Origin of the sequence: Pseudomonas sp. P867, from assembly GCF_019891455.1 — a bacterium.
Lineage (GTDB): Bacteria > Pseudomonadota > Gammaproteobacteria > Pseudomonadales > Pseudomonadaceae > Aquipseudomonas > Aquipseudomonas synxantha_A.
The window spans coordinates 715,669-740,995 of record NZ_JAFLXB010000001.1 but is presented as its reverse complement, the minus strand read 5'-3'; the positions used below and the strand labels follow the sequence as shown (position 1 = coordinate 740,995).

Annotated in this window: 24 protein-coding genes; 18 read left to right on the top strand and 6 right to left on the bottom strand. The window is 60.3% G+C overall.

The features are described from left to right. Positions 1 to 11 precede the first annotated feature (11 nt). Positions 12 to 482 (top strand): RidA family protein, encoded by a 471-nt coding sequence (locus tag J1G33_RS03385; RefSeq protein WP_216090850.1) that lies wholly within the window; start codon positions 12 to 14, stop codon positions 480 to 482. Beyond that, complete coding sequence (locus tag J1G33_RS03380; protein ID WP_223017684.1) at positions 479 to 1,660, top strand: aminotransferase class V-fold PLP-dependent enzyme; 1,182 nt, start codon at positions 479 to 481, stop codon at positions 1,658 to 1,660. The genes J1G33_RS03385 and J1G33_RS03380 overlap by 4 nt, the downstream gene beginning before the upstream one ends. Here J1G33_RS03380 and J1G33_RS03375 read toward each other — a convergent pair. After that, positions 1,657 to 1,998, bottom strand: coding sequence for a hypothetical protein (locus tag J1G33_RS03375; protein ID WP_032877329.1), 342 nt, complete (start codon positions 1,996 to 1,998; stop codon positions 1,657 to 1,659). The genes J1G33_RS03380 and J1G33_RS03375 overlap by 4 nt on opposite strands. A 219-nt stretch (positions 1,999 to 2,217) precedes the next feature. Here J1G33_RS03375 and rapA point away from each other — a divergent pair, with 219 nt between their 5' ends. Then, positions 2,218 to 5,064, top strand: coding sequence for an RNA polymerase-associated protein RapA (gene rapA, locus J1G33_RS03370; protein WP_032877330.1), 2,847 nt, complete (start codon positions 2,218 to 2,220; stop codon positions 5,062 to 5,064). Positions 5,065 to 5,222: 158 nt separating this feature from the next. Here rapA and J1G33_RS03365 read toward each other — a convergent pair whose 3' ends face one another. Next, positions 5,223 to 6,569 carry an MFS transporter gene (locus J1G33_RS03365; RefSeq protein ID WP_223017683.1) on the bottom strand — a complete coding sequence of 449 codons (1,347 nt, stop codon included), beginning with the start codon at positions 6,567 to 6,569 and terminating at the stop codon, positions 5,223 to 5,225. A 252-nt stretch (positions 6,570 to 6,821) separates the two neighbouring features. Between J1G33_RS03365 and J1G33_RS03360 the strand changes: the two genes are divergently transcribed. Beyond that, positions 6,822 to 7,190 carry a YkgJ family cysteine cluster protein gene (locus J1G33_RS03360; RefSeq protein WP_032803342.1) on the top strand — a complete coding sequence of 123 codons (369 nt, stop codon included), beginning with the start codon at positions 6,822 to 6,824 and terminating at the stop codon, positions 7,188 to 7,190. 138 nt (positions 7,191 to 7,328) lie between these two features. Continuing rightward, positions 7,329 to 9,593 carry a bifunctional diguanylate cyclase/phosphodiesterase gene (locus J1G33_RS03355; protein WP_223017699.1) on the top strand — a complete coding sequence of 755 codons (2,265 nt, stop codon included), beginning with the start codon at positions 7,329 to 7,331 and terminating at the stop codon, positions 9,591 to 9,593. Positions 9,594 to 9,821: 228 nt separating this feature from the next. Here J1G33_RS03355 and J1G33_RS03350 read toward each other — a convergent pair whose 3' ends face one another. Further along, entirely contained in the window at positions 9,822 to 10,124 is a 303-nt protein-coding gene (locus tag J1G33_RS03350; RefSeq protein WP_017735930.1) for a DUF2288 domain-containing protein, read from the bottom strand. Positions 10,125 to 10,465: 341 nt separating this feature from the next. On the opposite strand from J1G33_RS03350, the gene J1G33_RS03345 reads away from it, so the two are divergent. The 9 genes from J1G33_RS03345 to J1G33_RS03305 all read left to right on the top strand — a co-directional run bounded on the left by J1G33_RS03345 (position 10,466) and on the right by J1G33_RS03305 (position 18,154). Beyond that, the gene (locus J1G33_RS03345; protein ID WP_032877333.1) at positions 10,466 to 11,593 is read left to right on the top strand and encodes a branched-chain amino acid ABC transporter substrate-binding protein; all 1,128 of its coding nucleotides are present in this window, start codon (positions 10,466 to 10,468) and stop codon (positions 11,591 to 11,593) included. A gap of 227 nt (positions 11,594 to 11,820) precedes the next feature. Next, a complete protein-coding gene (gene livH, locus J1G33_RS03340) occupies positions 11,821 to 12,744 on the top strand; it encodes a high-affinity branched-chain amino acid ABC transporter permease LivH (RefSeq protein WP_003193535.1) in 924 nt (307 codons plus the stop codon). Next, positions 12,741 to 13,994, top strand: coding sequence for a high-affinity branched-chain amino acid ABC transporter permease LivM (locus J1G33_RS03335; protein ID WP_032877334.1), 1,254 nt, complete (start codon positions 12,741 to 12,743; stop codon positions 13,992 to 13,994). Before livH ends, J1G33_RS03335 begins: the two co-directional genes overlap by 4 nt. Then, positions 13,991 to 14,758, top strand: coding sequence for a high-affinity branched-chain amino acid ABC transporter ATP-binding protein LivG (livG, locus tag J1G33_RS03330; RefSeq protein ID WP_005785832.1), 768 nt, complete (start codon positions 13,991 to 13,993; stop codon positions 14,756 to 14,758). Before J1G33_RS03335 ends, livG begins: the two co-directional genes overlap by 4 nt. Position 14,759: 1 nt before the next feature. Next, complete coding sequence (locus J1G33_RS03325; protein ID WP_005785830.1) at positions 14,760 to 15,461, top strand: ABC transporter ATP-binding protein; 702 nt, start codon at positions 14,760 to 14,762, stop codon at positions 15,459 to 15,461. Between the two features lie 239 nt (positions 15,462 to 15,700). Then, complete coding sequence (locus J1G33_RS03320) at positions 15,701 to 15,997, top strand: DUF2282 domain-containing protein (RefSeq protein WP_032877335.1); 297 nt, start codon at positions 15,701 to 15,703, stop codon at positions 15,995 to 15,997. A 23-nt stretch (positions 15,998 to 16,020) separates the two neighbouring features. After that, positions 16,021 to 16,899, top strand: a complete 879-nt coding sequence (locus J1G33_RS03315; protein WP_223017682.1) for a DUF692 domain-containing protein — start codon at positions 16,021 to 16,023, stop codon at positions 16,897 to 16,899. Continuing rightward, on the top strand, positions 16,896 to 17,672 hold the full coding sequence (locus J1G33_RS03310; RefSeq protein ID WP_223017681.1) for a DNA-binding domain-containing protein: 777 nt from the start codon (positions 16,896 to 16,898) through the stop codon (positions 17,670 to 17,672). The genes J1G33_RS03315 and J1G33_RS03310 overlap by 4 nt, the downstream gene beginning before the upstream one ends. Further along, positions 17,669 to 18,154 carry a DoxX family protein gene (locus J1G33_RS03305; protein ID WP_103733465.1) on the top strand — a complete coding sequence of 162 codons (486 nt, stop codon included), beginning with the start codon at positions 17,669 to 17,671 and terminating at the stop codon, positions 18,152 to 18,154. Before J1G33_RS03310 ends, J1G33_RS03305 begins: the two co-directional genes overlap by 4 nt. On the opposite strand, the gene J1G33_RS03300 is transcribed toward J1G33_RS03305, so the two are convergent. After that, positions 18,151 to 19,059 carry a LysR family transcriptional regulator gene (locus J1G33_RS03300; protein ID WP_005785822.1) on the bottom strand — a complete coding sequence of 303 codons (909 nt, stop codon included), beginning with the start codon at positions 19,057 to 19,059 and terminating at the stop codon, positions 18,151 to 18,153. The genes J1G33_RS03305 and J1G33_RS03300 overlap by 4 nt on opposite strands. A 105-nt stretch (positions 19,060 to 19,164) precedes the next feature. Between J1G33_RS03300 and J1G33_RS03295 the strand changes: the two genes are divergently transcribed. Then, positions 19,165 to 19,764 carry a short chain dehydrogenase gene (locus J1G33_RS03295; RefSeq protein ID WP_078820490.1) on the top strand — a complete coding sequence of 200 codons (600 nt, stop codon included), beginning with the start codon at positions 19,165 to 19,167 and terminating at the stop codon, positions 19,762 to 19,764. Between the two features lie 33 nt (positions 19,765 to 19,797). On the opposite strand, the gene J1G33_RS03290 is transcribed toward J1G33_RS03295, so the two are convergent. Next, the gene (locus tag J1G33_RS03290) at positions 19,798 to 20,187 is read right to left on the bottom strand and encodes a hypothetical protein (RefSeq protein WP_223017680.1); all 390 of its coding nucleotides are present in this window, start codon (positions 20,185 to 20,187) and stop codon (positions 19,798 to 19,800) included. Positions 20,188 to 20,323: 136 nt separating this feature from the next. On the opposite strand from J1G33_RS03290, the gene J1G33_RS03285 reads away from it, so the two are divergent. Both J1G33_RS03285 and J1G33_RS03280 read left to right on the top strand, forming a co-directional pair. After that, positions 20,324 to 20,995, top strand: coding sequence for a hypothetical protein (locus J1G33_RS03285; RefSeq protein ID WP_005785817.1), 672 nt, complete (start codon positions 20,324 to 20,326; stop codon positions 20,993 to 20,995). A gap of 106 nt (positions 20,996 to 21,101) precedes the next feature. Beyond that, entirely contained in the window at positions 21,102 to 22,715 is a 1,614-nt protein-coding gene (locus tag J1G33_RS03280) for an NAD(P)/FAD-dependent oxidoreductase (RefSeq protein WP_223017679.1), read from the top strand. A 62-nt stretch (positions 22,716 to 22,777) separates the two neighbouring features. On the opposite strand, the gene J1G33_RS03275 is transcribed toward J1G33_RS03280, so the two are convergent. Then, positions 22,778 to 23,872 (bottom strand): PLP-dependent cysteine synthase family protein, encoded by a 1,095-nt coding sequence (locus tag J1G33_RS03275; RefSeq protein ID WP_223017678.1) that lies wholly within the window; start codon positions 23,870 to 23,872, stop codon positions 22,778 to 22,780. A gap of 215 nt (positions 23,873 to 24,087) precedes the next feature. Between J1G33_RS03275 and nhaA the strand changes: the two genes are divergently transcribed. Then, positions 24,088 to 25,263: a Na+/H+ antiporter NhaA gene (gene nhaA / locus J1G33_RS03270; RefSeq protein WP_005785813.1), complete on the top strand. Its 1,176-nt coding sequence runs from the start codon at positions 24,088 to 24,090 to the stop codon at positions 25,261 to 25,263. Positions 25,264 to 25,327: the final 64 nt, after the last annotated feature.

Genomic DNA, 25,327 nt, shown 5'->3' with positions numbered 1-25,327 from the left:
AGGTTTTCAGCATGACCGATTCCATTCGCCAACGCGTACACACACTCGGCCTGACACTGCCCACACCCAATCAACCAGCTGCCAATTACATCAACCATGTCGTCAGCCAACACCAGCTGTTCATTTCCGGGCAAATTCCCATACTCGATGGCAAACCTGCCTATATAGGCCGGCTAGGCGATTCCCTCAGCGATGAAGAAGGCGCCCAGGCGGCGGAACTGGCGGCGCTGGGCCTGCTGGGGCAATTGAGCGATGCGCTGGGCGATGACCTGTCGCGCGTGGTGCGCATCCTGCGTCTGGGCGTCTTCATCGCCAGCAGCGCTGATTTCCAGCGCCAGAGCGTGGTCGCCAATGGCGCCTCGAACCTGCTGGTCAACGCCCTCGGTGACAAAGGCCGGCACGTACGCACCGCCGTAGGCGTCAGCAGCTTGCCGGCTGGCGTCGCCGTGGAGGTGGATGCCATTTTCGAGCTGCAGCCATGAGCCCGCTGGACGTCCAACAACTGCGGGAGGCCACGCCCGGTTGCCAGTCGGGCCTTGTGCACTTCAACCATGCCGGGGCGTCCTTGCCCAGCCAGGCGACGCTGGACGCCATCATCGAACAGTTGCAACACGAAGCCCGCAACGGCCCGATGGAAGCCGGCGAACAGGGCGCCGTGCTGGTGGAAAATGCCCGCCGCGCCGCCGGGCAACTGCTCAATGCACCGCCCTCCTCGATTGCCTTCGCCAGCAGTGGCTCAACGGCCTGGAGCATGGCGTTCCAGGCCCTGGGGCCTTGGCGGCCGGGCGACCGCATCCTGGTGGGGCGCCATGAATGGGGCGGCAACCTGGCGAGCATGGAGTTGGCCGTGCAAGCGGGCGCGCGCGTGGAAGTTATCCCCTGTGATGCCACCGGCGCGGTTTGCCCGGTAGCACTGGAAGCGATGCTCGACGCCCACGTGAAGCTGATCGACCTTGCCTGGCTGCCGGCCAACGGCGGCCTGATCAACCCGGCCCAGGCCATCGGCGAAGTGGCTCGTCGTCACGCCATCCCCTACTTTATCGACGCAGGCCAAGCCGTCGGCCAATTACCGGTGGATGTGCAAGCGTTGCAGTGTGACGTGCTCAAATCCGCCGGCCGCAAACACCTGCGCGGCCCGCGCGGTACTGCACTGCTGTATGTCAGGCCGGACTTTCTTGGGCAACTGAACCCGGCCCAACGCGACGTGTTTTCGGCGCCCTGGACCACCGACGGCTTCGACCTGCGCAACGACGCCCGGCGCTTCGAAACCAGCGAAGTGTCCGTCGCCCTGCTGGCGGGCTTGGGCAATGCATTGCAAGAGATCAATCGACTGGGGATCGAGCGGGTGTGGGAAAGGATCTCGCAGACCAGCGCCCGAATCCGCGAAGCGCTGCATCAGATACCTGGGATTAGCCTGCATGACCTGGGCAGTAAACATTCGGGCTTGATCGCTTTCAACCTGGCCGGCTGGGATAGCTTTGAACTCAAGCGGCGCTTGGGGTTAAAGCGCATCAACATCGGTGCCAACGGCGTGGCCTATACGCCGCTGGATATGCAAGCACGTGGGTTGCGCAGTATTGCGCGCCTCTCCGTCAGCCCACTCAACACCGATGACGATATCGAACTGTTGATCAAGGCCCTGCATGAATTGAACGCTTAAACCTCGATGTCCACCCACAAGCCCTGGCGCGGCGCGTCTTCGATCAGCGGCGCCACGGGCACCGTGTTGTCAGCATTGAGCAAGTCACCGGGGATAGGCAAATGCTGCTCGGCGTCATCGTCGGCTTCGCGCCGACGCTTGTGCTGCTCCTGCTGACGACGCTGCTCTTCGCGCAACAGAAAGGTCGATTGCTCGGCATCGCCTTTTTTCAGGTCGATCGTGCTCTCGCTGGAGCCCGGTTGAACGGGCACCACCGGCGGAATATCCGGCTTCTGGCGTGCCGGATCGAGTTGCGACGTGACCGGCACAACACTGACGGGCAGCATGGGTGGCAGCATGATAGTTATTCTCCTGATCAACAGGCTGTCGGCGGGTTGCAGGGCGACTTGAGCGCAGGCTCGCCAAGCTGTGACTCAGTCGACACTCGCAAGTGCCCGCCACCCGTCGATTCAGCACTCTGCCCGCCGGCCAAACGGAGTAGTTTTTGTCAGAGTCCTTGGGCGCAAGGGCTTGTTCCGTTAAGATAGTCGGCTTTTTCACGGCGGGAGTCAGGCAGCATGGCGCAGCAGTATCAACCGGGGCAACGCTGGATTAGTGACAGCGAAGCAGAGCTGGGGTTAGGCACCGTTCTGGCACAGGACGGGCGCTTGTTGACCGTGCTCTATCCGGCCACTGGCGACACCCGCCAGTATGCGCTACGGAATGCGCCCCTCACTCGCGTGAGGTTTTCGCCGGGTGACACCATCACCCATTTCGAAGGCTGGAAAATGACCGTACAGGAAGTCGACGACGTCGACGGCCTGCTGGTCTACCACGGCCTCAATGGGCAGAACGAGCAGGTCACCCTGCCGGAAACCCAACTGTCCAACTTCATCCAGTTCCGCCTGGCCAGCGACCGTCTGTTCGCCGGGCAGATCGACCCGCTGGCGTGGTTCTCGCTGCGCTACCACACGCTGGAACACACCAGCCGCCAGTTGCAGTCCTCGTTGTGGGGCCTGGGTGGCGTGCGTGCACAACCTATTGCGCACCAACTGCACATCGCCCGTGAAGTCGCTGACCGTATCGCGCCGCGGGTCTTGCTGGCTGACGAAGTGGGCCTGGGCAAGACCATCGAAGCGGGCCTTGTGATCCATCGCCAACTGCTCTCGGGCCGCGCCAGCCGTGTGCTGATCCTGGTCCCGGAAAACCTGCAGCACCAGTGGCTGGTGGAAATGCGCCGCCGCTTCAACCTGCAGGTCGCGCTGTTCGACGAAGAACGCTTTATCGAAAGCGATGCCACCAACCCGTTCGAAGACACCCAGCTTGCACTCGTTGCGCTGGAATGGCTGGTGGACGACGAGAAAGCCCAGGACGCGTTGTTCGCCGCTGGCTGGGATTTGCTGGTGGTCGACGAAGCGCACCACCTGGTGTGGCATGAAGACAAGGCCAGCGCCGAATACTCGCTGGTCGAACAACTGGCTGAAGTGATCCCAGGCGTGCTGCTGCTCACCGCCACCCCGGAACAACTGGGCCAGGACAGCCACTTTGCGCGCCTGCGCCTGCTGGACCCGAACCGTTTCCACGACCTGCAAGCCTTCCGCGCCGAGAGCGAAAACTATCGCCCGGTGGCCGAAGCCGTGCAGGAGCTGCTCGACAAGGGCCGCCTGTCTCCGGCCGCGCACAAGACCATCCAGGGTTTCCTCGGTAACGAAGGCGAAGCCCTGCTCAGCGCCGTCAACGATGGCGACAGCGAAGCCAGTGCGCGCCTGGTGCGTGAACTGCTCGACCGCCACGGCACCGGCCGCGTGCTGTTCCGCAACACCCGCGCTGCCGTGCAAGGCTTCCCCGAGCGCAAGCTGCACGCCTACCCGCTGCCGAACCCGGATGAGTACCTCGAACTGCCGTTGGGCGAACACGCCGAGCTGTACCCGGAAGTCAGTTTCCAGGCGCAGCCGGATATCGAGGAAGAAAACCGCTGGTGGCGTTTCGACCCGCGTGTCGAGTGGCTGATCGATCAGCTGAAAATGCTCAAGCGCACCAAGGTCCTGGTGATCTGCGCCCACGCCGAAACCGCCATGGACCTGGAAGACGCCTTGCGCGTGCGCTCCGGCATCCCGGCCACGGTGTTCCACGAGGGCATGAACATCCTCGAGCGTGACCGCGCCGCCGCCTACTTTGCCGATGAAGAGTTCGGCGCCCAAGTGCTGATCTGTTCGGAAATCGGCAGTGAAGGCCGCAACTTCCAATTCTCCCACCACCTGGTGCTGTTCGACCTGCCGTCCCACCCCGACCTGCTGGAACAGCGTATCGGTCGTCTGGACCGGATCGGCCAGAAACACGTGATCGAACTGCACGTACCGTACCTGGAAACCAGCCCGCAACAGCGCCTGTTCCAGTGGTACCACGAAGCGCTCAACGCCTTCCTCAACACCTGCCCGACCGGCAACGCCTTGCAGCATCAGTTCGGCCCGCGCCTGCTGCCATTGCTCGAAGCCGCCGACGACGGCGAGTGGCAAGCCTTGATCGACGAAGCCCGTGCCGAGCGCGAACGCCTGGAGCAGGAGCTGCACACCGGTCGTGACCGCTTGCTGGAACTCAACTCCGGCGGCGCCGGTGAAGGCGATGCGCTGGTCGAGGACATCCTTGAGCAAGACGACCAGTTCGCCCTGCCGATCTATATGGAAACCCTGTTCGACGCCTTCGGTATCGACAGCGAAGACCATTCGGAAAACGCGCTGATCTTGAAACCCAGCGAAAAAATGCTCGACGCCAGCTTCCCCCTGGGTGACGACGAAGGTGTAACCATCACCTACGACCGTAACCAGGCGCTGTCGCGTGAAGACATGCAGTTCATCACCTGGGAACACCCGATGGTGCAAGGCGGCATGGACCTGGTGCTGTCCGGTTCCATGGGCAACACCGCCGTGGCGCTGATCAAGAACAAGGCGCTCAAGCCGGGCACTGTGCTGCTGGAACTGCTCTATGTCAGCGAAGTGGTTGCCCCGCGCTCGCTGCAACTGGGCCGTTACCTGCCACCAGCGGCTTTGCGTTGCCTGCTGGACGCCAATGGCAATGACCTGTCCGGTCGGGTGTCGTTCGTGACCTTGAATGACCAGCTCGAAAGCGTGCCACGGGCCAGTGCCAACAAGTTCGTGCAGGCCCAGCGCGATCAGCTCACGCCGCGCATCAATGCCGGTGAAGAGAAAATCGCCCCGCGTCACGCCGAGCGTGTGGCCGAAGCCAAGCGCCGCCTGGCCGCAGACACCGACGAAGAGCTGGCGCGCCTGACCGCGTTGCAAGCGGTCAACCCCACCGTGCGTGACAGCGAGCTGGTTGCCTTGCGCAATCAACGCGAGCAAGGCCTGGCCATGCTCGACAAGGCGGCGCTGCGACTGGAAGCGATTCGGGTGTTGGTGGCAGGCTGATCATTCGCTGCCAATTAGGAGGCCCGCTTAATGCGGGCCTTTTTATTGGTCTTGAGGGCCTCATCGGGGGCAAGCCCCCTCCCACACTGACCGAGTAGAGTTCAGACAACTCGGTCAAATGTGGGAGGGGGCTTGCCCCCGATAGGGTCACCTCGGTCTCATGCCGTTACCGCAGAAGCCGGCACTTGAACCCCACTCAGCCCATCCTTCATGCGCTTGGCATCGCGCACAAAACTACGTGACGCCTGAAACAGAAACAGCATGGTCAAGAACAGCGCCACCGGAATCAGGTACATGGCGTCATGCAACCCCACGGCTTTATACGCCTCAGTCATTTGCTCTGCCCCGGCCGCATACATTGCCGAATGGGCAAAGTGATCGGACAGCGCCCCGACCACCACCGGCCCCATGCCACCGCCGAGCAAATACAGGCCTGCAAAGAATAGCGCCATGGCCGTAGCGCGCAGGCGCGGTTCGACCACGTCCTGGATCGCGGTGTACACGCAGGTATAGAAATTGTAGGCAAACAGCCAGCCCACACTGAACAGCGCGACAAACACGCCAATTTCGATACGCCCGGCATGCAAGGCCCAGGCGGTAGTCACCGTGGAGATGATCAAGCTGCACGCGGCAAACAGCAGACGGCCGTTGGCGACCCGCTGATGGATCTTGTCGGCAATCCAGCCACCCAGGGTCAAGCCCACCAGACCGGTCAAGCCGACGATCACACCGGTGGCGACGGCCGCGTCCTGCAATGGCAGGAGGAAATAGCGTTGCAGCATCGGCACCAGGAACGAGTTGCACGCATACGTGGCAAAGTTAAAGCACAACCCGGCCAGCACCAGCCACAGGAAGGTCGGCACCGCCAGTACGCGGCGGATCGGGCGGTCGACACGCTCCTGGGACACTTGCACGGTTTCCGCCGCGCCGCGTTTAGGCTCTTTGATATAGAACATGAACACCGCCAGGATCATTCCGGGCACGGCGGCGATAAAGAATGGGGCACGCCAGCTATCAAACGCCTTGACCATCGCGCCAATGGTGAAAAACGCCAGCAGCAGCCCCAACGGCAGGCCAAGCATGAAAATCCCCATGGCCCGCGCGCGGCGGTGGGCGGGGAACAGGTCGCCGATCAGTGAATTGGCGGCCGGCGCATAGCTGGCTTCCCCGATGCCGATGCCCATGCGCACCAGGAGGAAGGTCCAGAAACTCCCGACCATGCCATTGACCGCCGTCAGCCCGCTCCAGGCGAACAGGCCCCAGCCCATCAATTTGCTGCGCGAGCCGGTGTCGGCCAGTCGCCCGAGCGGCAGCCCGGCAAGGGCGTAGACGATGGTAAAGGCAGTGCCGATGATACCGAGCTGAAAGTCGCTCAGGTGCCATTCCATGCGGATCGGCTCGATGATGATCGCGGGGATGGTGCGATCGAAGAAGTTGAACAGATTGGCCAGGAACAGCAGGAACAGAATGCGCCAGGCATTCGCCGCTTGGGTCGAGTTCTGCATGGGTCCGTCTCTTTTATTGTTATGAGCGCTACGATGCCCGATGCATCCTGCCCGGTACCTGCAACATAGTCAGCTGAGGCGGGGTTGTCTGTAATGATTCGTAAAGCTGATAGGGCATGATTTCACCCGGTAACACGGGGATTTGTCCCACAAAAATATAAGTGCGCGCCCCCCTTCCCAACGGCCATGGCACGGATAGAATGGCGAGCCTTCCTGTAACACCCCCAACCTACTTTCTTATTGATGACGCCCATGTCCGAAGCCAGTCCGTGTCTGAATTGCGGTGCCTGCTGTTCACACTTTCGCGTGTCTTTCTTTTGGGGTGAGTGCGCCTCATCCGGGGGCACGGTGCCCGATGATCTGGTGGTGCAGATCAACCCGACCCGGGTGGCAATGATCGGCACCGATCAAAAACCTGCGCGCTGTTGCAGCCTTGAGGGCGAAGTGGGCAAAAGCACCAGTTGCTCGATCTATGCACAACGTTCGAGCCCGTGTCGCGAGTTCGATGCTTCCTGGAGCCAGGGTGTGCAGAACGTTGATTGCGATGCTGCCCGTGCTGCCTTCGGTCTGGCCCCTTTGCAAGCTCCGCCGTTTGAACTGGACCTGCCCATCAGCGCTTAGCACCAAACGCTATGCACAGCATGACAAATTAATTGAAATCAAAATGCCATTACCCATGGCAAATCCCATGAGGCTTCTATACTCGACATGGTAGGTCATCGCCTCTGGCAGTGACGTGGCTCTATGACGGGATACGCTATGGAATGGCTGGGCCAGTATTTTTTCACCGACCTTCCAGACAGCGGGCATTTATTGCTCAATTGCAGTCATAACCCCTTTCTGGTGCTACTGGCGTACCTGGTTGCCTGCGCAGCGGGGTTCGGCACCCTGGACATGGCCGAACGCGTCGGCCATGTAGAAGACCCCACCGCCCGCCGCCACTGGCGCTGGCTGGGAGCGGGCTGCCTGGCGGGCGGGATCTGGTCGACCCATTTCATCAGTATGCTGGCCTTCCAGGCCCCAATCGCCATTCATTACGAATTGCTCACGACGTTTGCCTCGCTGTTGATCGCCCTGATCGCCTCGCTGTTCGCCATGAAAACCCTCAGTCATGCCCATCTGCGTTTGCACCAATACCTGCTGGCTGCGGTATGGATAGGGCTGGGCATCGCGCTGATGCATTACGTGGGCATGGCGGCGATGCGCTCCCAGGCGCAGGTGTACTTTGAATCGCGGTTGTTCATGGCCTCGGTGGCGATTGCCATCGTTGCCAGCCTGGCGGCGTTGCTGCTGTCCAGTTACCTGCGCAACGGTGCCGGGGTGTTTCACCAACTGCTCAAGTACGCCGCCAGCCTGGTTCTTGGCGCGGGGATCCTGAGCATGCACTTCACCGGCATGGCGGCCATGCAAATGTTGGTACCCAGCGGCGCGGACTTGTCGTTGCCGGTGGACAACAATCCGATTCAACTGGGCCTGTCGGTGGCGGTGATTACCCTCTTGGTGATCGGCAGCGGTGTCAGCGCAGCTCTGGCAGACAAAAAACTGCAGCACAAGGAGCGTGACCTGCGCCGGGTCAATGCGCTGCTCAGCGAACTCGACCAGGCCCGCGCCTCACTGCAACAAGTGGCCCATTTTGACGCGTTGACCAACTTGCTCAACCGCCGTGGTTTCAATCAGATCTTCGCGGAGAAAGTTGCAGAAAAAACCCGAAGCCAAGGCATGATGGCGGTGATTTTCCTCGACATTGACCACTTCAAGCGCATCAATGACAGCCTCGGCCATGACGCTGGCGACCAGTTGCTCACGGTGCTGGCCGGGCATATCAAGGGCTCGATACGTAGCCGTGAGGATGTGGTCGCACGGTTTGGCGGCGATGAGTTCTGCATCCTGATCAATATCCATCACCGTGACGAAGCGCGGCACATGGCCCAGCGCATCATGCAGAAAATGAAAGAACCCATCGAACTGGCCGGCCGCCGCATGGTGATGACTACCAGCATTGGTATCAGCCTGTTCCCCGACGATGGCCACACCTGCGAAGAACTGCTGAAGACCGCCGACCTGGCGCTGTACCAATCCAAGGACACCGGGCGCAACAGCCTGAACTTCTTCAGTTCCAACCTGAAAACCCGCGCCTCCCTGGAACTGCAACTGGAAGAGGAGCTTCGTGCCGCATTGCGCGCACGCACCGAACTGGTGTTGTTCTATCAACCGATCTTCGACATGAAACTGGGCAAGGTCACGCGCCTTGAGGCACTGGTGCGCTGGGAACATCCCCAGCATGGGTTGCTGGCCCCGGACCGGTTTATCGGGATCGCCGAGAACAATGGGCTGATCGCCGAGTTGGACCACTGGGTATTGCGCCAGGCCTGTCACGATCTGAGCCTGTTGTCTGACCGGGGCTACACCGAGCTGACCATGGCCGTGAACTGCTCGGCCCTGAACCTGGCGCGGGACGAGCTGGCCGATGAAATCGAAGACGCCCTGCGCTTTGCCGGCGTGGCGGCCAACCGCCTGGAACTGGAAGTCACCGAAAATGCGCTGATGGGCAATATCAGCAGCACCCTGGCGCTGTTGCGGCAAATCCGCGCCCTGGGGGTCTCCCTGGCGATCGATGATTTCGGCACCGGCTACTCATCCCTGGCCTATCTCAAGCGCCTGCCGCTTAACACCTTGAAGATTGATCGTTCGTTTATCCAGGACATCCCCAAATCCACCGCAGACAGCGAAATCGTCCAGGCGATTATCGGCATGGCCCACACCCTGCACTTGCAGGTGGTGACCGAAGGCGTGGAAACCCAGGCGCAGTTTGAGCTATTGCTCAAGCACGACTGTGACTTCATCCAGGGTTACCTGCTCAGCCCGGCGGTGCCGTTCAACGACATCATCGGTGTGATGCAAGGCATTGCGATGCGCAATCCGCTCTACCCCTTCAGCGTGGAAGGCAATAAAGACAGCACGCCCACCAAAGACCCTGCGCCAGCGCGAATCGGCCCGCCGTCTATTGTCAGGCCAATTCGCTGAAGCCCAAATCAGAATGCTGGTGGTGCGACGACTGCAATCGCCAGTGCCATGGCACACATGGAAACAATTCTTCAGCGGTTTCCCGGCGGCCTGAACTGTTCCCGTGACGTTTACGTCACCCTAGGCTGTGACCTTTCTCTACGGCAAGGTGCCATCACTGGCAACGCGGTTACTCCGCTACACACTTATGGGGACAGAAAAGGTGCACCTTTTTCGCGCACTCCATTCTTACGCCGCCCTTTCCTGGATCAGAATCCAAGGCGAGACCACCACCGCCCACAGGCTTGGATCACGCTCCACCAAGTCCAATGCCCGCGTTGCAGACACTTCGCCAAGGCTCCCTGAAGCCAGCCAGGCGGCGACTTTATCACGGTTGTCTTCAGCCATTCCCTCGGCCGCTTCGATCAAATCCAGTCCGGCATCGACCCACAATAGGGCACCCTTGGCAAAGAACGGCTCTAGCTCCTTCCAGGAAATTTCAGCGGTTTCACCGAGCAGCTTGGCATAGAGGGTGCTAGGTTCTTGCGTCATGGGAGTTCACCTGAGTAAAAAATCGGCGCAATCATAGCCTTCTGACTCAGGCAGAAAAACCCAGTAGCAAATGAGGTAGCGATTGAAAGGGCCGGGAAAGCCAGGGAACACCTTGAAAACGGGTGTAAGCCCGCCGCAATTCTGTCTTTTTCTTTCATTTAAGCGACACGCTCAGGTTTTGCCCCCCGTTGCCAGCTTTTCAATTGATCAACCGGCGCTCTACACTGTACCGGTACAGTTGCCAGGGCAATACCGGGGGGATATCCGCGATATCTGATCCGGTTCTGCAGCTCACAAGGCCGCTAGAACTATAAAAAATACAACAGTAAGAGTGGAGCACTATGAATAAGGCTACTAAGCAGATTTCCAAACTGTTTGCCGCTATGGTCCTGGCTGGGGTTGCCGGCCATTCGTTCGCAGCCGACACCATCAAGATCGGCATCGCCGGTCCCAAGACCGGTCCGGTAACGCAATACGGCGACATGCAATTCATGGGTGCCAAGCAAGCCATCAAGGACATCAACGCCAAGGGCGGCGTGGATGGCAAAATGCTTGAAGCCAAGGAATACGACGACGCTTGCGATCCAAAACAAGCGGTCGCCGTAGCCAACAAAGTGGTCAATGACGGTGTCAAGTTCGTAGTCGGCCACCTCTGCTCCAGCTCCACTCAGCCAGCGTCGGATATTTATGAAGACGAAGGCGTCATCATGATTACCCCGGCTGCCACCAGCCCTGAAATCACTTCCCGTGGCTACAAGCTGATTTTCCGCACCATTGGTCTGGACAGCGCACAAGGCCCGGCAGCCGGCAACTACATCGCCGACCACGTGAAACCGAAAATCGTTGCGGTACTGCACGACAAACAGCAGTACGGTGAAGGCATCGCTACCGCCGTGAAAAAGACCCTCGAAGAAAAAGGCACCAAGGTTGCCGTCTTCGAAGGCTTGAACGCCGGCGACAAGGACTTCTCCTCGATCATCCAGAAACTCAAGCAAGCCAACGTCGACTTCGTCTACTACGGCGGCTACCACCCTGAGCTGGGCCTGATCCTGCGCCAGGCCAAGGAAAAAGGCCTGAACGCCAAGTTCATGGGCCCAGAAGGTGTCGGCAACGACTCCATCTCGCAAATCGCCCAGGGCGCTTCCGAAGGCCTGCTGGTGACCCTGCCGAAATCCTTCGACACCGACCCTGCCAACAAAGCCATCGTTGAAGAGTTCACCAAGAACAAGCAGGACCCAACCGGTCCGTTCGTGTTCCCGGCGTACTCCGCGGTTGAAGTCATCGCCGGCGGTATCGCTGCCGCGAAGAGCGAAGACACCGCCAAAGTGGCTGAAGCCATCCACGCCGGCACCTTCAAGACCCCTACCGGCGACCTGAGCTTCGACGCCAAGGGCGACCTGAAGGACTTCAAGTTCGTGGTCTACGAATGGCACTTCGGTAAACCAAAAACCGAAGTTTCCCCTCAGTAAGCCAGGCGTTACTGGTCAACAAGCCCACTGTGCAAGCAGTGGGCTTTGTTTTACGAGGTTTATGGGCCATGTCACCCGCGATCCGGGCGCTGGCTCACCTGAAAATCTTAAAACCGTCACCAGCGGTTCGCTGGCAAACGCTTCGTGCAACCTGGTCACAGAACAGGGCACCGAGCCGGAAATGACTCCACCAGTGAAATGCGTATCGGGTTTTTAGGAGCGCTGTAATGCCTGAGATCTATCATTTTTTCCAACAGCTGGTTAATGGCCTGACCATTGGCAGCACCTATGCCTTGATAGCCATTGGCTACACAATGGTTTACGGCATCATTGGAATGATCAACTTCGCCCATGGCGAGGTATACATGATTGGTTCCTATGTGGCCTTCATCGCCCTTGCCGGGCTGGCCATGATGGGGATCCACTCCCTGCCGCTGTTGATGACCGCTGCGTTCCTGGCATCGATCATCGTGACCAGTGCCTATGGCTACAGTATCGAGCGGGTTGCCTACCGTCCCTTGCGTGGCAGCAACCGTTTGATCCCGCTGATTTCCGCCATCGGCATGTCGATTTTCCTGCAGAACACCGTATTGCTGTCCCAGGACTCCAAGGACAAGTCCATTCCCAACCTGATCCCGGGGAGCATCTCCTTCGGCCCGGGTGGCGCACAAGAAGTGCTGATTTCGTACATGCAGATTCTGGTTTTCGTGGTCACCCTGGTGGCCATGCTGGGCCTGACCCTGTTCATTTCCCGCTCCCGTCTGGGGCGCGCCTGCCGGGCCTGCGCCGAAGACATCAAGATGGCCAACCTGCTGGGCATCAACACCAACAACATCATCGCCCTGACCTTCGTCATTGGTGCTGCGCTGGCGGCCGTGGCGGCCGTGTTGCTGAGCATGCAATACGGCGTGATCAACCCCAACGCCGGTTTCCTGGTGGGCCTCAAGGCCTTTACCGCAGCGGTATTGGGCGGCATCGGCAGCATTCCGGGCGCCATGCTCGGTGGGCTGGTGCTGGGTGTGGCCGAAGCCTTTGGCGCCGATATATTCGGCGACCAGTACAAGGACGTCGTCGCGTTCGGCCTGTTGGTTCTGGTGCTGTTGTTCCGTCCGACCGGCATCCTGGGCCGTCCGGAGGTTGAGAAAGTATGAGCAGATATCTTAAATCGGCGTTTTTCAGCGCCTTGCTGGTATGGGCCGTGGCCTTTCCGGTACTCGGCCTCAAGCTGAGCATTGTCGGCATCAACCTGGAAGTGCATGGCACCGGGCCCGTGACCCTGACCGTCATCGCCTTGTGTTCGGTGCTGATGTTTCTGCGCGTGCTGTTCACCCAGCAGGTCGGTGCCTTGTTCAAGGGCAACCGTGCTCCGTTGGTGTCGCCCAAGGTCAGCCAATTCCTGACCCTGCCGCGCACCCAGCGCTACATCATCATCGGCCTGATTATCGCCGCGCTGATCTGGCCGTTCTTCGGCTCACGCGGTGCGGTCGACATTGCGACGCTGATCCTGATCTACGTGTTGCTGGGCCTGGGCCTGAACATCGTGGTGGGCCTGGCCGGCCTGCTCGACCTTGGTTACGTGGGCTTTTACGCCGTGGGTGCCTACACCTACGCGCTGCTCTCGCACTACCTGGGTTGGAGCTTCTGGATCTGCCTGCCGCTGGCCGGCATGGCGGCCGCTACGTTCGGCTTCCTGCTGGGCTTCCCGGTGCTGCGCCTGCGCGGTGACTACCTGGCCATCGTGACCCTGGGCTTCGGTGAGATCATCCGCCTGTTCCTGCGTAACCTAACCGATATCACCGGTGGGCCCAACGGTATCAGCAGCATTCCCAAGCCAACGTTCTTCGGGCTGTCGTTCGACCGCACCGCCGCTGAAGGTATGCAGACCTTCCACGAGTACTTCGGGATCGCCTACAACCCGGTCAGCAAAGTGGTGTTCCTGTACCTGGTGGCGCTGCTATTGGCGTTGGCGGCACTGTTCGTGATCAACCGTTTGCTGCGCATGCCCATCGGCCGTGCGTGGGAAGCGTTGCGCGAAGATGAAATCGCCTGCCGTGCCCTGGGCCTGAACCCGACCATCATCAAGCTTTCCGCGTTCACCCTGGGCGCCGCGTTCGCCGGTTTCGCCGGCAGCTTCTTCGCTGCGCGCCAGGGCCTGGTTACCCCGGAGTCGTTCACCTTTATCGAGTCGGCGATCATTCTCGCCATCGTGGTATTGGGTGGCATGGGCTCGCAACTGGGCGTGATCCTGGCGGCGATCGTGATGATCCTGCTGCCGGAAATGATGCGTGAGTTCAGCGAATACCGCATGTTGATGTTCGGCGCCATGATGGTGCTGATGATGATCTGGCGCCCTCAAGGCCTGCTGCCCATGCAACGTCCACACATGGAGCTGCGCAAATGAGCCGCGAGATCCTCAAAGTTGAAAACCTGAGCATGCGCTTCGGCGGCTTGCTGGCGGTCAATGGCGTGGCCCTGACCGTGAAAGAGAAACAGGTCGTGGCGCTGATCGGCCCCAACGGTGCCGGCAAGACCACGGTGTTCAACTGCCTCACCGGCTTCTACAAGCCGAGCGGCGGCAGCATCCTGCTGGACGGCCAACCGATCCAGGGCCTGGCGGGTCACGAGATCGCTCGCAAGGGCGTGGTGCGTACCTTCCAGAACGTGCGGTTGTTCAAGGACATGACCGCAGTCGAGAATCTGTTGATCGCCCAGCATCGTCACTTGAACACCAACTTCTTCGCTGGCCTGTTCAAGACCCCAGCGTTCCGCAAGAGCGAGCGCGAGGCCATGGAATACGCGGCGTACTGGCTGGACAAGGTCAACCTGACCGAGTTTGCCAACCGCCCGGCAGGCACCCTCGCCTACGGCCAGCAGCGTCGCCTGGAAATCGCCCGTTGCATGATGACCCGCCCGCGGATCCTCATGCTCGACGAACCTGCCGCGGGCCTGAACCCCAAGGAAACCGAAGACCTCAAGGCGCTGATCAGCGTGCTGCGTGAGGAAAACAACGCCACGGTGCTGTTGATCGAACACGACATGAAACTGGTCATGAGCATTTCCGACCATATTGTGGTGATCAACCAGGGCACGCCGCTGGCCGACGGCACGCCGGAGCAGATCCGCGACAATCCTGAAGTGATCAAAGCCTATCTGGGGGAAGCGTAAAATGTTGCAGTTCGAAAACGTTTCCACGTTCTACGGCAAGATCCAGGCCCTGCACGACGTCAATGTCGAAGTGCGCCAGGGTGAGATCGTCACCCTGATCGGCGCCAACGGTGCCGGCAAATCCACCTTGCTGATGACCCTGTGCGGTTCGCCGCAAGCCTACAGCGGCAGCATCCGCTACATGGGTGAAGAGCTGGTGGGCAGGCACTGCGCCGAAATCATGCGCAAGAGCATTGCCGTGGTACCGGAAGGCCGCCGCGTGTTCTCGCGCCTGACCGTGGAAGAGAACCTGGCCATGGGCGGGTTCTTTACCGACAAGGGCGACTACCAGGAACAGATGGACAAGGTGCTGCACCTGTTCCCCCGCCTCAAGGAACGCTTCAGCCAGCGCGGCGGCACCATGTCGGGCGGCGAGCAGCAAATGCTCGCCATCGGCCGGGCGCTGATGAGCAAGCCCAAGCTGTTGCTGCTGGACGAGCCCTCCCTGGGCCTGGCACCGATCATCATCCAGCAGATCTTCGATATCATCGAACAGCTGCGCAAGGACGGGGTGACGGTGTTTTTGGTGGAGCAAAACGCCAACCAGGCATTGAAAATCGCTGACCGGGCCTATGTGCTGGAAAACGGCCGGGTGGTGATGCAGGGCACTGGCGAGCAACTGCTGACGGACCCGAAGGTGCGAGAAGCATATCTGGGAGGTTAAGACCCGGTTACTGAGTAAACTGGATCTAAATGTGGGAGGGGGCTTGCCCCCGATAACGGTATATCAGTCACATGTCCTGTGCCTGACACACTGTCATCGGGAGCAAGCCCCCTCCCACATTTTGTTTTGCGTAACTTGAAAAAAATTCGACTGGTTTTGTAACGAACTCAATCCCCCTCTCTCTAGTGGTGCAAGCAGGCAATCAAGCCTGCGCATTCGACCACTGCTGGAGACACACCATGACCACCAAACTGTCCGCCGCCACCCTCGTCCTCGCCCTGGGTTCGGCCCTGAGCCTGTCCGCCCTGAGCACCACTGCCCACGCAGCCGATGACATGCAGAAATGCTTCGGCGTGGCTGAAGCCGGCAAGAACGATTGCGCCGCAGGCGCCGGCACCTCTTGCGCCGGCACCTCCAAAACCAAGGACCAGGCCAATGCCTGGAAGCTGGTCCCCGCCGGTACCTGCACCAAGACCCCAAGCACCACCTCGCCGACCGGCTTCGGCCAGGAAACCGAATTCACTGCCAAATCCTGAAACCTTGTGCAGCCTGAGTACTGATGATGACGCCTACATCCCCTTACACGGTCTCACCGACTCAGGTGCCCGGCCTGCCCTTGCGGGCCGGGCTGGGGTTGAAGACCGAGCACTTCACCCAAGTGCTTGAGACCGGCCCCGATATCGGTTTTTTTGAAGTACACGCCGAAAACTACATGGTGGCCGGTGGCCCGTTTCATCACTACCTGGGATTGATCCGTGAGCAGTACCCGCTGTCGTTGCACGGCGTGGGCCTGTCCATCGGCGGCGAAGGTGCCCTGGATCGCGAACACTTGGCACGCTTGGCGACGTTGATCGAGCGCTATCAACCCCAGTCTTTTTCCGAACACCTGGCCTGGTCCAGCCACGGCCCGGTGTTTCTCAACGACTTGCTGCCGCTGGCTTACGACGCCACCACCCTGAGCCGAGTGTGCGCACATGTTGACCAGGTGCAGAGCACACTCAAGCGGCCGATGCTGCTGGAGAATCCCTCGACCTACCTGCAGTTCCAGCGCTCTACCCTGGATGAAACCGACTTCATCAGCGAGGTCATCCGCCGTACCGGTTGCGGCCTGCTGCTCGACGTCAACAACGTCTACGTATCCTGCATCAATCACCAGCGCGATCCATCGGCCTACATCGACGCCCTGCCCTTGCACGCAGTGGGAGAGATTCATCTGGCCGGCTTTGCCGAAGACGCAGACAGCCTGGGCGACCGCCTGCTGATCGATGACCACGGCGCGCCTATCGATAACGCCGTGTGGCAACTGTACGAGCACGTGCTGGCGCGGACCGGTCCGGTAGCTACATTGATCGAGCGGGATAACCAGGTGCCGCCCTTCAGCATATTGCAGGCCGAAGCCCGGCAGGCTGAAAGCTATTTGTCGCAGGTGGCCCGATGAGCCTTCAACAGGCATTCGCCCACGCGCTGCTGACGCCGGACGCAACCTGCCCCGAGGAGGTGTTCAGCAGGAACGGGGCCGACCCGGCGAGTCGCTTCGCGGTGTATCGCAATAATGTCCACAGCGCGTTGATAAATGCGCTCGTCGCCGCCTATCCGGTGACGCGGCAACTGGTTGGCGATGAGTTTTTCCACGCCATGGCCAGCCTGTATGTCCAGGCTCACCCGCCCACCAGCCCTTTGATCAGCGAATACGGCAGCACGTTGGCAGCGTTTATCCAGCGCTTCGAACCGGCCTCAAGCGTGCCATACCTGGCAGATATCGCTCGGCTGGAGCGCCTGCGGGTTCGGGCTTATCACGCGGCGGATCGCCAGGCACTGGATCAGCACAGCGTGCTCCAACAACTGCAAGGCTGCGCGCAGCTGGGGCAATTGCGGGTGCGACTGCATCCATCCCTCGAAACATTGGAATCTCCCTACGCGATCGTGTCGGTTTGGGCTGCGCACCAGACCGACGGGGTTATCGCCACCTTGAACCCATGGTACGCCCAAGGCGCGCTGGTCCTGCGCCACGGGTTGGCGGTCAAGGTGTTCGCCATCGACAGCGGCTCGGTGACGTTTATCAGCCGCCTCAACCAAGGCGCCGGGCTGGAGTTGGCCATCGCTGACGCCCTTGAAGCCTCAGCCGAATTCGACTTGCACCAATGTCTCACGCTGCTGATCAGCCACGACGCCATTACTCATTTGCATCTGCCACCCAAGGTATCGCCATGAACACTCCCGCTCCGTGCCTGATAAAGCGAACCGTCGCACTGTTTGAAAAAATCCCCTACAGCCTGATCGCGTTTATTGCGCGCTTCTCCATTGCCGCAGTGTTCTGGAAATCCGGGCAGACCAAGGTCGAAGGCTTTGCCATTGACGTGATCAGCGGCACATTCCAAGTCGGTGAACCCAAGCTCGCCGCCTCGACACTCTGGTTGTTTCGCAGCGAATATCAGTTGCCCCTGGTGCCGCCGGAGGTGGCCGCGTACCTGGCAACCTTTGCCGAGCACTTTTTCCCGGTATTGATCCTGCTGGGGTTTGCCACACGCTTCTCGGCCCTGGCCCTGATCGGCATGACCTTGACCATTCAGTTGTTCGTCTACCCTGACGCCTACCCCACGCACGGCACCTGGCTCGCGCTGTTGTTGCTGTTGCTCGCCAAGGGGCCAGGCCGCTTGTCCATCGACCACCTGATGGCCCGTCGCTTGCGTTAAAGCCGATCCAGCGCCTCGCCGCTGCGCCGGAACCAATCCACCAGGTAATCGGCCAGCACCTGGGTGCGTCTCGGCAGGCCACCCTGGTAGGGATGAACCAGGTACATCGGCATTCGGCGTGTCTGATAGTCGCGCAGGATCCAGCGCAATCGCCCCTCGGCCAACTCCGTCGGCAACACGTAGGACGGCAGGCGGGCGATACCGGCGCCCACCAGGGCGGCTTTTTTCAGCAGGTTGTAATGGTTGGAGGCAAACGTGCCGCTCACCCGCACTCGCAGTAATTCATGCTGCTGGTGATACAACCACTCCTCACGACCGCTGTAGTGACTGTTGAGCAAGCAGCTGTGCGTCGACAGGTCCGCCGGGGTCAGCGGTTCGCCATGCTGCTCCAGATACGCCGGGCTGGCGCAGGTCACCTCGTGCCAGGCCAGCAGAGGCTTGGCGACCAGGCGTTCATTTTCGATGGCAGCCGCGCGCACGCCCAAGTCAAAGCCATCGCGCGCCAAGTCTCGGTAGCTGTTGTTAAGCTCCAGCTCGATCTGCACCTGCGGATATTGCCGGGAAAACTCCAGCAACAAGCCATCGAAGAAGGTTTCGCCCAGCGACACCGGCACGGTCATACGCACAGGGCCGGCCAAATCATCCTTGAGCCGCGCCAACGCCTGCCGCGCGCGTTCTACCTGTACCACCAGCGCTTGTGCCTGGGGAAGCAACGCCGCGCCGGCCGCGGTGAGGCTGAGCTTGCGGGTGGTGCGGTGCAACAGCACCACGGCAAACTGCGCTTCCAACTGGCTGATGCGCTTGGACAACTGCCCTTTGCTGCAGCCCAGCTGTTCGGCCGCCACGGTGAAACTGCCCGCTTCGATCAGCACAGCAAAGGCTGCCAGATCATCCATTTCGCTCATGGATTGTTTCCATTTGAAAACCAAAGGTTGCCTATTAGCGCGTTTATTCGCCTGAAAAGCCACACTAGACTGGACCTTCAGTTAACCCCCTGGAGGAACAGCACGATGAAAATCCTATTGATTGGTGCCAGCGGCACCATAGGTTCAGCGGTCAAGGCAGAGTTGGCGCAACGCCACGAAGTGATCAGCATCGGCCGTACCAGCGGCGACTTCCAGGTGGACATCAGCGATAGCGCCTCGATACGCAGGCTGTTCGAGCAGACCGGCAAGTTCGACGCCCTGATCTGCGCCGCAGGCAGTGTGAACTTCGTGGCACTGGGAGAGATGAGCGACAGCGATTTCGAACTGGGCCTGCGTGACAAGCTGATGGGCCAGGTCAACCTGCTGCTGATCGGACGCGAATACGCCAATGACGGTGCCTCGTTTACGTTCACCAGCGGCATTCTCAACCGCGACCCGATCCGTACCGGTGCCTCGGCCGCGCTGGTCAACGGCGCACTGGATGCCTTTGTCAAAGCCGCGGCGATCGAGTTGCCACGGGGCTTGCGTGTCAATTCGGTGAGCCCGACAGTGCTGCTGGAAGCCATGGGCAGCTACGCTCCATACTTTCGTGGGTACAAACCGGTGCCTGGTGCAGATGTGGCGTTGGCCTACTCGAAAAGTGTCGAAGGCTTGCAGACAGGGCAGACCTTTATCGTGGGCTGACCTGCCAAAGAAGGTTCTCGGTACCTGCCACCTTTAGTGCAGGTACCGAGTTGCCCATTCCGCAGCCAAGTCTTTGGGCACGGCTACTCTGAAGCTGCCCCCCATAATCCCTTGAACGTGGCTGGTGTATAAACGGCGACCATCGATATAAAGCGTCATCTGCTTTCCGTAGGTCAGCGTGGTAATGGCTGTGGTACGCGCCTTGGCCTCTTCGCTTAACGTAATGCTGGCCGATACGGTATCCGCATTCAGATTGTGGATACTCTTGAGTTCAAGCGAGATCTCGGTGAAGTCATTAGCCGACCAATACTCCAACCTCGCGGCGTCCTCAGCAAACACCGAAACGCTGACAAACAGCAGTCCATATGCGCTCCATTTATTTGTCATCGCAACTCTCCCAGGCAAAGTCATCAACCCTTGCATACCGCCCCCCGTCCTTGCATCAGTAAAGGCTTAAAGGCTGACGTATGCCGCAGGTATTGGTTTCGAGCTGTTTACAGACTTGTGGTGCGACGCGAGGCTGCGTAACGTGGCGGCACTTGTTTTGGAGACCCGATCAATGCGCGCCGCCCGTACTCTTGCACTGCTTGCCCTGCTGCCCCTGTTCACCGCTTGCCAGATGTTCGAGAGCGAGCCGGCCAAACCGTCTACTGCCGGGCTGACCCGTATGCAGGGTGAGTTGACCGCTGTGGAGGGCAAATTGTTGTTCCAACCGTGCGGCGACAAACGCAACTATGTGGTCAACGACACCGGCGGCACCAGCATCCTGCAGGAAGCCGCGTCCCTGGCCGGCCAGCAAGGCGCGTTGTTTGCCGACCTGCGCGGCAAGTTTTCCGGGGTTGCCAGCGGCACCCAGGGTTCGCTCGACCTGCAACAACTCTATCGCGTAGAGCGCTCGACCTCAGCCTGCGACGATCCGGACTTCAAGCGCATGATCCTGCGCGCCAACGGCCATAAGCCGGCCTGGGCAATGAATGTCACAGCCAAGGGCATGGTGCTGGAACGCGAAGGCCAGCCACCGCTGGCGGTGCCCTACGTCGAAGAACAACTGGGCGATGGGCGCTTCAACCTGATGACCGAAGCCAATAACCAGCACATCGAACTGTGGGTGGCGCCCCAGCGCTGCGTCGACAGCGTGAGCGGCAGCCTGCAACACATGAGCGCCGAGTTGCGGGTGAACGGCCAGGTGCAGCGTGGCTGCGCGGCGTTTGGCGGCTCCCGGGACGACTGATTGTGCCTTGGGCTGTTTTAACCTGACGGAAAACCACCTTTGGGGCTTATAATCGCCGGTTTGCAAAACAGCCGGCCTCCTTGCCCGCCGCCTACCGGATCCTGTCATGTTACGAATCACCGAACTCAAGCTGCCCATCGACCATCCCGAAGAAGACCTGCGGCCTGCCATCGTGCAGCGCCTGGGCATCGCCAGTGATGACCTGCTCGATTTCACCCTGTTCAAACGCAGCTACGACGCCCGTAAAAAGTCGTCGGAGCTGTGCTTCATCTACACCGTCGACCTGAACGTCAAGGGCGAAGCCGCCCTGCTGCTCAAGTTTGCCGATGACCGCAACGTCAATCCCGCGCCGGATGTCAGCTACAAGGTCGTGGGCCAGGCGCCGGCAGGCTTGGTTGAACGGCCGATCGTGGTGGGTTTTGGCCCCTGCGGGATCTTCGCCGGGCTTCTGCTGGCGCAGATGGGCTTCAAGCCGATCATCCTCGAACGCGGCAAGGAAGTGCGCCAACGCACCAAGGACACCTGGGGCCTGTGGCGTAAAAGCGTGCTCAACCCCGAGTCCAACGTGCAGTTCGGTGAAGGCGGTGCCGGGACCTTCTCCGACGGCAAGCTGTACAGCCAGATCAAGGACCCGAAATTCCACGGCCGCAAAGTGCTGCACGAGTTCGTCAAGGCCGGTGCACCGCAAGAGATCCTCTATGTCAGCAAGCCGCATATCGGCACTTTCCGCCTGACCGGCGTGGTAGAGAACATGCGCGAGCAAATCATCGCCCTGGGCGGTGAAGTGCGCTTTGAACAACGGGTCACGGATGTGTTGATCGAAGACGGACAGTTGAACGGCGTGGTCATCGACGGCGGCGAGCAGATCCTTTCCAGGCACGTGATTCTTGCCCTGGGCCACAGTGCCCGTGACACCTTCCGTATGCTCCATGATCGCGGCGTGTACATGGAAGCCAAGCCGTTCTCGGTGGGTTTCCGTATCGAACACCCGCAGTCGCTGATCGACGCCGCACGCCTGGGCAAATACGCAGGCCATCCGAAACTGGGCGCAGCGGACTACAAGCTGGTGCACCACGCCAAGAATGGTCGCTCGGTCTACAGTTTCTGCATGTGCCCTGGCGGTACCGTGGTGGCTGCGACCTCAGAACCGAACCGCGTCGTGACAAACGGCATGAGTCAGTATTCGCGTAATGAACGCAACGCCAACTCCGGCATCGTGGTCGGCATCACCCCCGAGGTGGATTACCCGGGCGGCCCGCTGGCCGGTATCGAATTGCAGGAGCGCCTGGAGTCCCACGCCTATATCCTCGGCGGCAGCAACTACGAGGCACCGGCGCAACTGGTGGGGGACTTTATCGCCGGCAAACCGTCCACTGCCATCGGCAGTGTGGAGCCGTCCTACAAGCCCGGCGTGTCAATGGGCGACCTGGCCCTGGCCTTGCCGGACTTCGCCATCGAAGCCATCCGCGAAGCGTTGCCGGCGTTCGAAAAGCAGATCAAAGGCTATTCGCTGCACGATGCAGTGTTGACCGGCATCGAGACTCGCACTTCGTCACCCTTGCGCATTACCCGCGATGAGTCGATGCAGAGCCTGAACGTCAAAGGCCTGTTCCCAGCCGGGGAAGGCGCCGGTTATGCCGGCGGGATTCTGTCGGCGGGTGTTGACGGGATTCGGATTGCCGAGGCGTTGGCGCGGGATATGTTGGGCATCGAAGCCTGAGAACACTGTAGTAAAAAATGTGGGAGGGGCTTGCTCCCTCCCACATTTTGATTTGCGCCCGGTCAGATATTGGCGCGCAGGATGCTGGTCGGTAGAGACTCGCCCTGCTCTACGCTCGCAGCCACCGCCGCAACCAACCCATCCAACTCATACCCCTGCCCCGCCAACCACGCCTGATCGTAATAGGTCGTGGCATAACGCTCGCCGCCATCACACAAGATCGCTACGATCGAGCCCGATTCTCCCGCCGCTTTCATCTGGTGCGCTGCTACCAACGCGCCGATCAGGTTGGTCCCGCTGGAACCGCCGACCCGTCGTCCCAAACGCCCAGCCAGGTAATGCATGGCCGCCAATGACAAGGCGTCTGGCACCTTGACCATCGCATCAATCACCGCCGGCAGAAACGACGCCTCGACACGCGGGCGACCAATCCCTTCGATTCGCGAACCACACTCCAGGCGCAGGCTGGCGTCGCCGCTCTGGTAGAAGTCGAAAAACACCGAGCGCTCGGCATCGGCACACAGCACGCGGGTGCAATGCTGGCGATAACGTACGTAGCGGCCCAGTGTCGCGGTGGTGCCGCCAGTGCCGGGGCTGGAAATCAACCAACTGGGCTCCGGGTGCTGCTCGAAGCGCATCTGCTGGAAGATCGATTCGGCAATGTTGTTGTTTGCGCGCCAGTCGGTAGCACGCTCGGCGTAGGTGAACTGGTCCATGAAGTGACCACCACTTTCCTGGGCCAGGCGTTCGGATTCGGCGTAGATCTGCGTCGGGTCCTGAACCAGATGGCTCTTGCCACCGTAGAAGGCGATCTGGGCGATCTTTTCCTGGGAGGTGGTGGCCGGCATGACGGCAATGAACGGCAACCCCAACAGGCGAGCGAAGTAGGCTTCAGAGATGGCTGTGGAACCGCTGGACGCTTCGATCACCGGGGCGCCCGGCTTGAGCCATCCATTGCACAGCGCGTACAAAAACAGCGAGCGAGCCAGCCGGTGTTTCAGGCTGCCTGTGGGGTGGCTGGATTCGTCCTTGAAGTACAACTCGATGCCGGGCAACCCAGGTAACGGCAACGGGATCAGGTGGGTGTCGGCGCTCCGCTGGAAGTCCGCTTCAATGATGCGAATGGCTTCGCGGGCCCAGGTACGGTGGTCGCTCATGGTGGACTCTCTAAGGTTTTCAGCCTGAATCTTAAGATGTTTCGTACACCTCACACAGATACAGTACCGACTCAATTTGACACACAACTGCTAGTCTTTTACGCATCTACAACCCGACTCATCTCTTATAACAAATAAGAATATAACTTTTGTTTTAACAACTAACTGTACGGGTTAGGGTACCCACCTATTGAACCTCAAATGGAGAGCATCCCTTGCCTCTGCGTAGCACTTTTACTCGTTTCTTCCAGCTGGAAGCCGCCAGTGGTCTGTTGTTGATCGCCGCTGCCGCTTTGGCGCTGATCATCAACAACTCACCGTTGTCGCACCTGTACAACGCGTTTCTCGATACACCTGTGGTTGCCCAGGTCGGCGCGTTGAAAATCGCCAAGCCGGCACTGCTGTGGATAAACGACGGCCTGATGGCTCTGTTTTTCCTGCTGATCGGCCTGGAGGTCAAACGCGAACTGCTCGATGGTCACCTCTCCAAGCCTTCCCAGGTTGTGCTGCCCGGCGCAGCGGCCATCGGCGGCATGGTGGTGCCGGCGCTGATCTACTGGGCGCTGAACAAGGACAACCCGGCCGCCCTCGCCGGCTGGGCGATCCCGATGGCCACGGATATCGCGTTCGCTCTGGGCGTGCTGGCACTGCTGGGCAAGCGCGTACCGGTGTCGCTGAAGTTGTTCCTGATGACCCTGGCAATCATTGATGACCTCGGCGCCATCATCGTCATCGCGCTGTTCTATTCCGCTGACTTGTCCGGCGCGTCCCTGGCGGGCGCGGGGGCTTGCTTGATTGCCTTGATTGCGATGAATCGCCTGGGCGTGATCAAGCTTGGGCCTTACCTGATCATCGGCCTGATCCTGTGGGTGTGCGTACTCAAGAGCGGTGTGCATGCCACACTGGCCGGTGTGACCCTGGCATTCTGCATTCCACTGCGCACCCGGAATGCCGAAACCTCACCGCTGCTGACCCTGGAGCACGCCCTGCACCCGTGGGTGGCCTACGCCATCCTGCCGTTGTTCGCGTTCGCCAATGCCGGGGTTTCCCTCACCGGCGTGAGCCTGGAGAGCTTCACCCATTCCGTGCCCATGGGCATCGCCGCCGGCCTGTTGATCGGCAAGACCATCGGTGTGTTCGGCCTCACTTGGCTGGCGATCAAGACTGGTATCGCGTCCCTGCCCAGCGGCGCCAACTGGGGTCAGGTTCTTGGCGTGGCTGTTCTGTGCGGTATCGGCTTCACCATGAGCCTGTTTGTCGGCTCCCTGGCGTTTGTGCCGGGTGCCAGCGAGTTTGCCGGTGAAGACCGCATGGGGATTCTGACCGGATCGATCTTGGCAGCCTTTATCGGGTATGCGGTGACGGCGATGGCGAGTCGCAAAAAAGCCTGAGCCCCTGGGAAAGCAGCATAAAAAAACCCCAACCGGTCACCCGGTTGGGGTTTTCTTTGCCCGA

Bases quoted from the DNA above. Each gene is read 5' to 3' on its own strand.
- J1G33_RS03345 (WP_032877333.1), top strand. From the start codon at position 10,466: ATGAATAAGGCTACTAAGCAGATTTCCAAACTGTTTGCCGCTATGGTC.
- livH (WP_003193535.1), top strand. From the start codon at position 11,821: ATGCCTGAGATCTATCATTTTTTCCAACAGCTGGTTAATGGCCTGACC.
- J1G33_RS03360 (WP_032803342.1), top strand. From the start codon at position 6,822: ATGTCCGAAGCCAGTCCGTGTCTGAATTGCGGTGCCTGCTGTTCACAC.
- J1G33_RS03320 (WP_032877335.1), top strand. From the start codon at position 15,701: ATGACCACCAAACTGTCCGCCGCCACCCTCGTCCTCGCCCTGGGTTCG.
- J1G33_RS03290 (WP_223017680.1), bottom strand. From the start codon at position 20,187: ATGCAAGGGTTGATGACTTTGCCTGGGAGAGTTGCGATGACAAATAAA.
- J1G33_RS03295 (WP_078820490.1), top strand. From the start codon at position 19,165: ATGAAAATCCTATTGATTGGTGCCAGCGGCACCATAGGTTCAGCGGTC.
- J1G33_RS03380 (WP_223017684.1), top strand. From the start codon at position 479: ATGAGCCCGCTGGACGTCCAACAACTGCGGGAGGCCACGCCCGGTTGC.
- J1G33_RS03305 (WP_103733465.1), top strand. From the start codon at position 17,669: ATGAACACTCCCGCTCCGTGCCTGATAAAGCGAACCGTCGCACTGTTT.
- J1G33_RS03355 (WP_223017699.1), top strand. From the start codon at position 7,329: ATGGAATGGCTGGGCCAGTATTTTTTCACCGACCTTCCAGACAGCGGG.
- J1G33_RS03385 (WP_216090850.1), top strand. From the start codon at position 12: ATGACCGATTCCATTCGCCAACGCGTACACACACTCGGCCTGACACTG.
- J1G33_RS03275 (WP_223017678.1), bottom strand. From the start codon at position 23,872: ATGAGCGACCACCGTACCTGGGCCCGCGAAGCCATTCGCATCATTGAA.
- J1G33_RS03325 (WP_005785830.1), top strand. From the start codon at position 14,760: ATGTTGCAGTTCGAAAACGTTTCCACGTTCTACGGCAAGATCCAGGCC.
- J1G33_RS03300 (WP_005785822.1), bottom strand. From the start codon at position 19,059: ATGAGCGAAATGGATGATCTGGCAGCCTTTGCTGTGCTGATCGAAGCG.
- J1G33_RS03350 (WP_017735930.1), bottom strand. From the start codon at position 10,124: ATGACGCAAGAACCTAGCACCCTCTATGCCAAGCTGCTCGGTGAAACC.
- J1G33_RS03335 (WP_032877334.1), top strand. From the start codon at position 12,741: ATGAGCAGATATCTTAAATCGGCGTTTTTCAGCGCCTTGCTGGTATGG.
- J1G33_RS03280 (WP_223017679.1), top strand. From the start codon at position 21,102: ATGTTACGAATCACCGAACTCAAGCTGCCCATCGACCATCCCGAAGAA.
- J1G33_RS03285 (WP_005785817.1), top strand. From the start codon at position 20,324: ATGCGCGCCGCCCGTACTCTTGCACTGCTTGCCCTGCTGCCCCTGTTC.
- J1G33_RS03365 (WP_223017683.1), bottom strand. From the start codon at position 6,569: ATGCAGAACTCGACCCAAGCGGCGAATGCCTGGCGCATTCTGTTCCTG.
- livG (WP_005785832.1), top strand. From the start codon at position 13,991: ATGAGCCGCGAGATCCTCAAAGTTGAAAACCTGAGCATGCGCTTCGGC.
- J1G33_RS03315 (WP_223017682.1), top strand. From the start codon at position 16,021: ATGATGACGCCTACATCCCCTTACACGGTCTCACCGACTCAGGTGCCC.
- J1G33_RS03310 (WP_223017681.1), top strand. From the start codon at position 16,896: ATGAGCCTTCAACAGGCATTCGCCCACGCGCTGCTGACGCCGGACGCA.
- J1G33_RS03375 (WP_032877329.1), bottom strand. From the start codon at position 1,998: ATGCTGCCACCCATGCTGCCCGTCAGTGTTGTGCCGGTCACGTCGCAA.
- rapA (WP_032877330.1), top strand. From the start codon at position 2,218: ATGGCGCAGCAGTATCAACCGGGGCAACGCTGGATTAGTGACAGCGAA.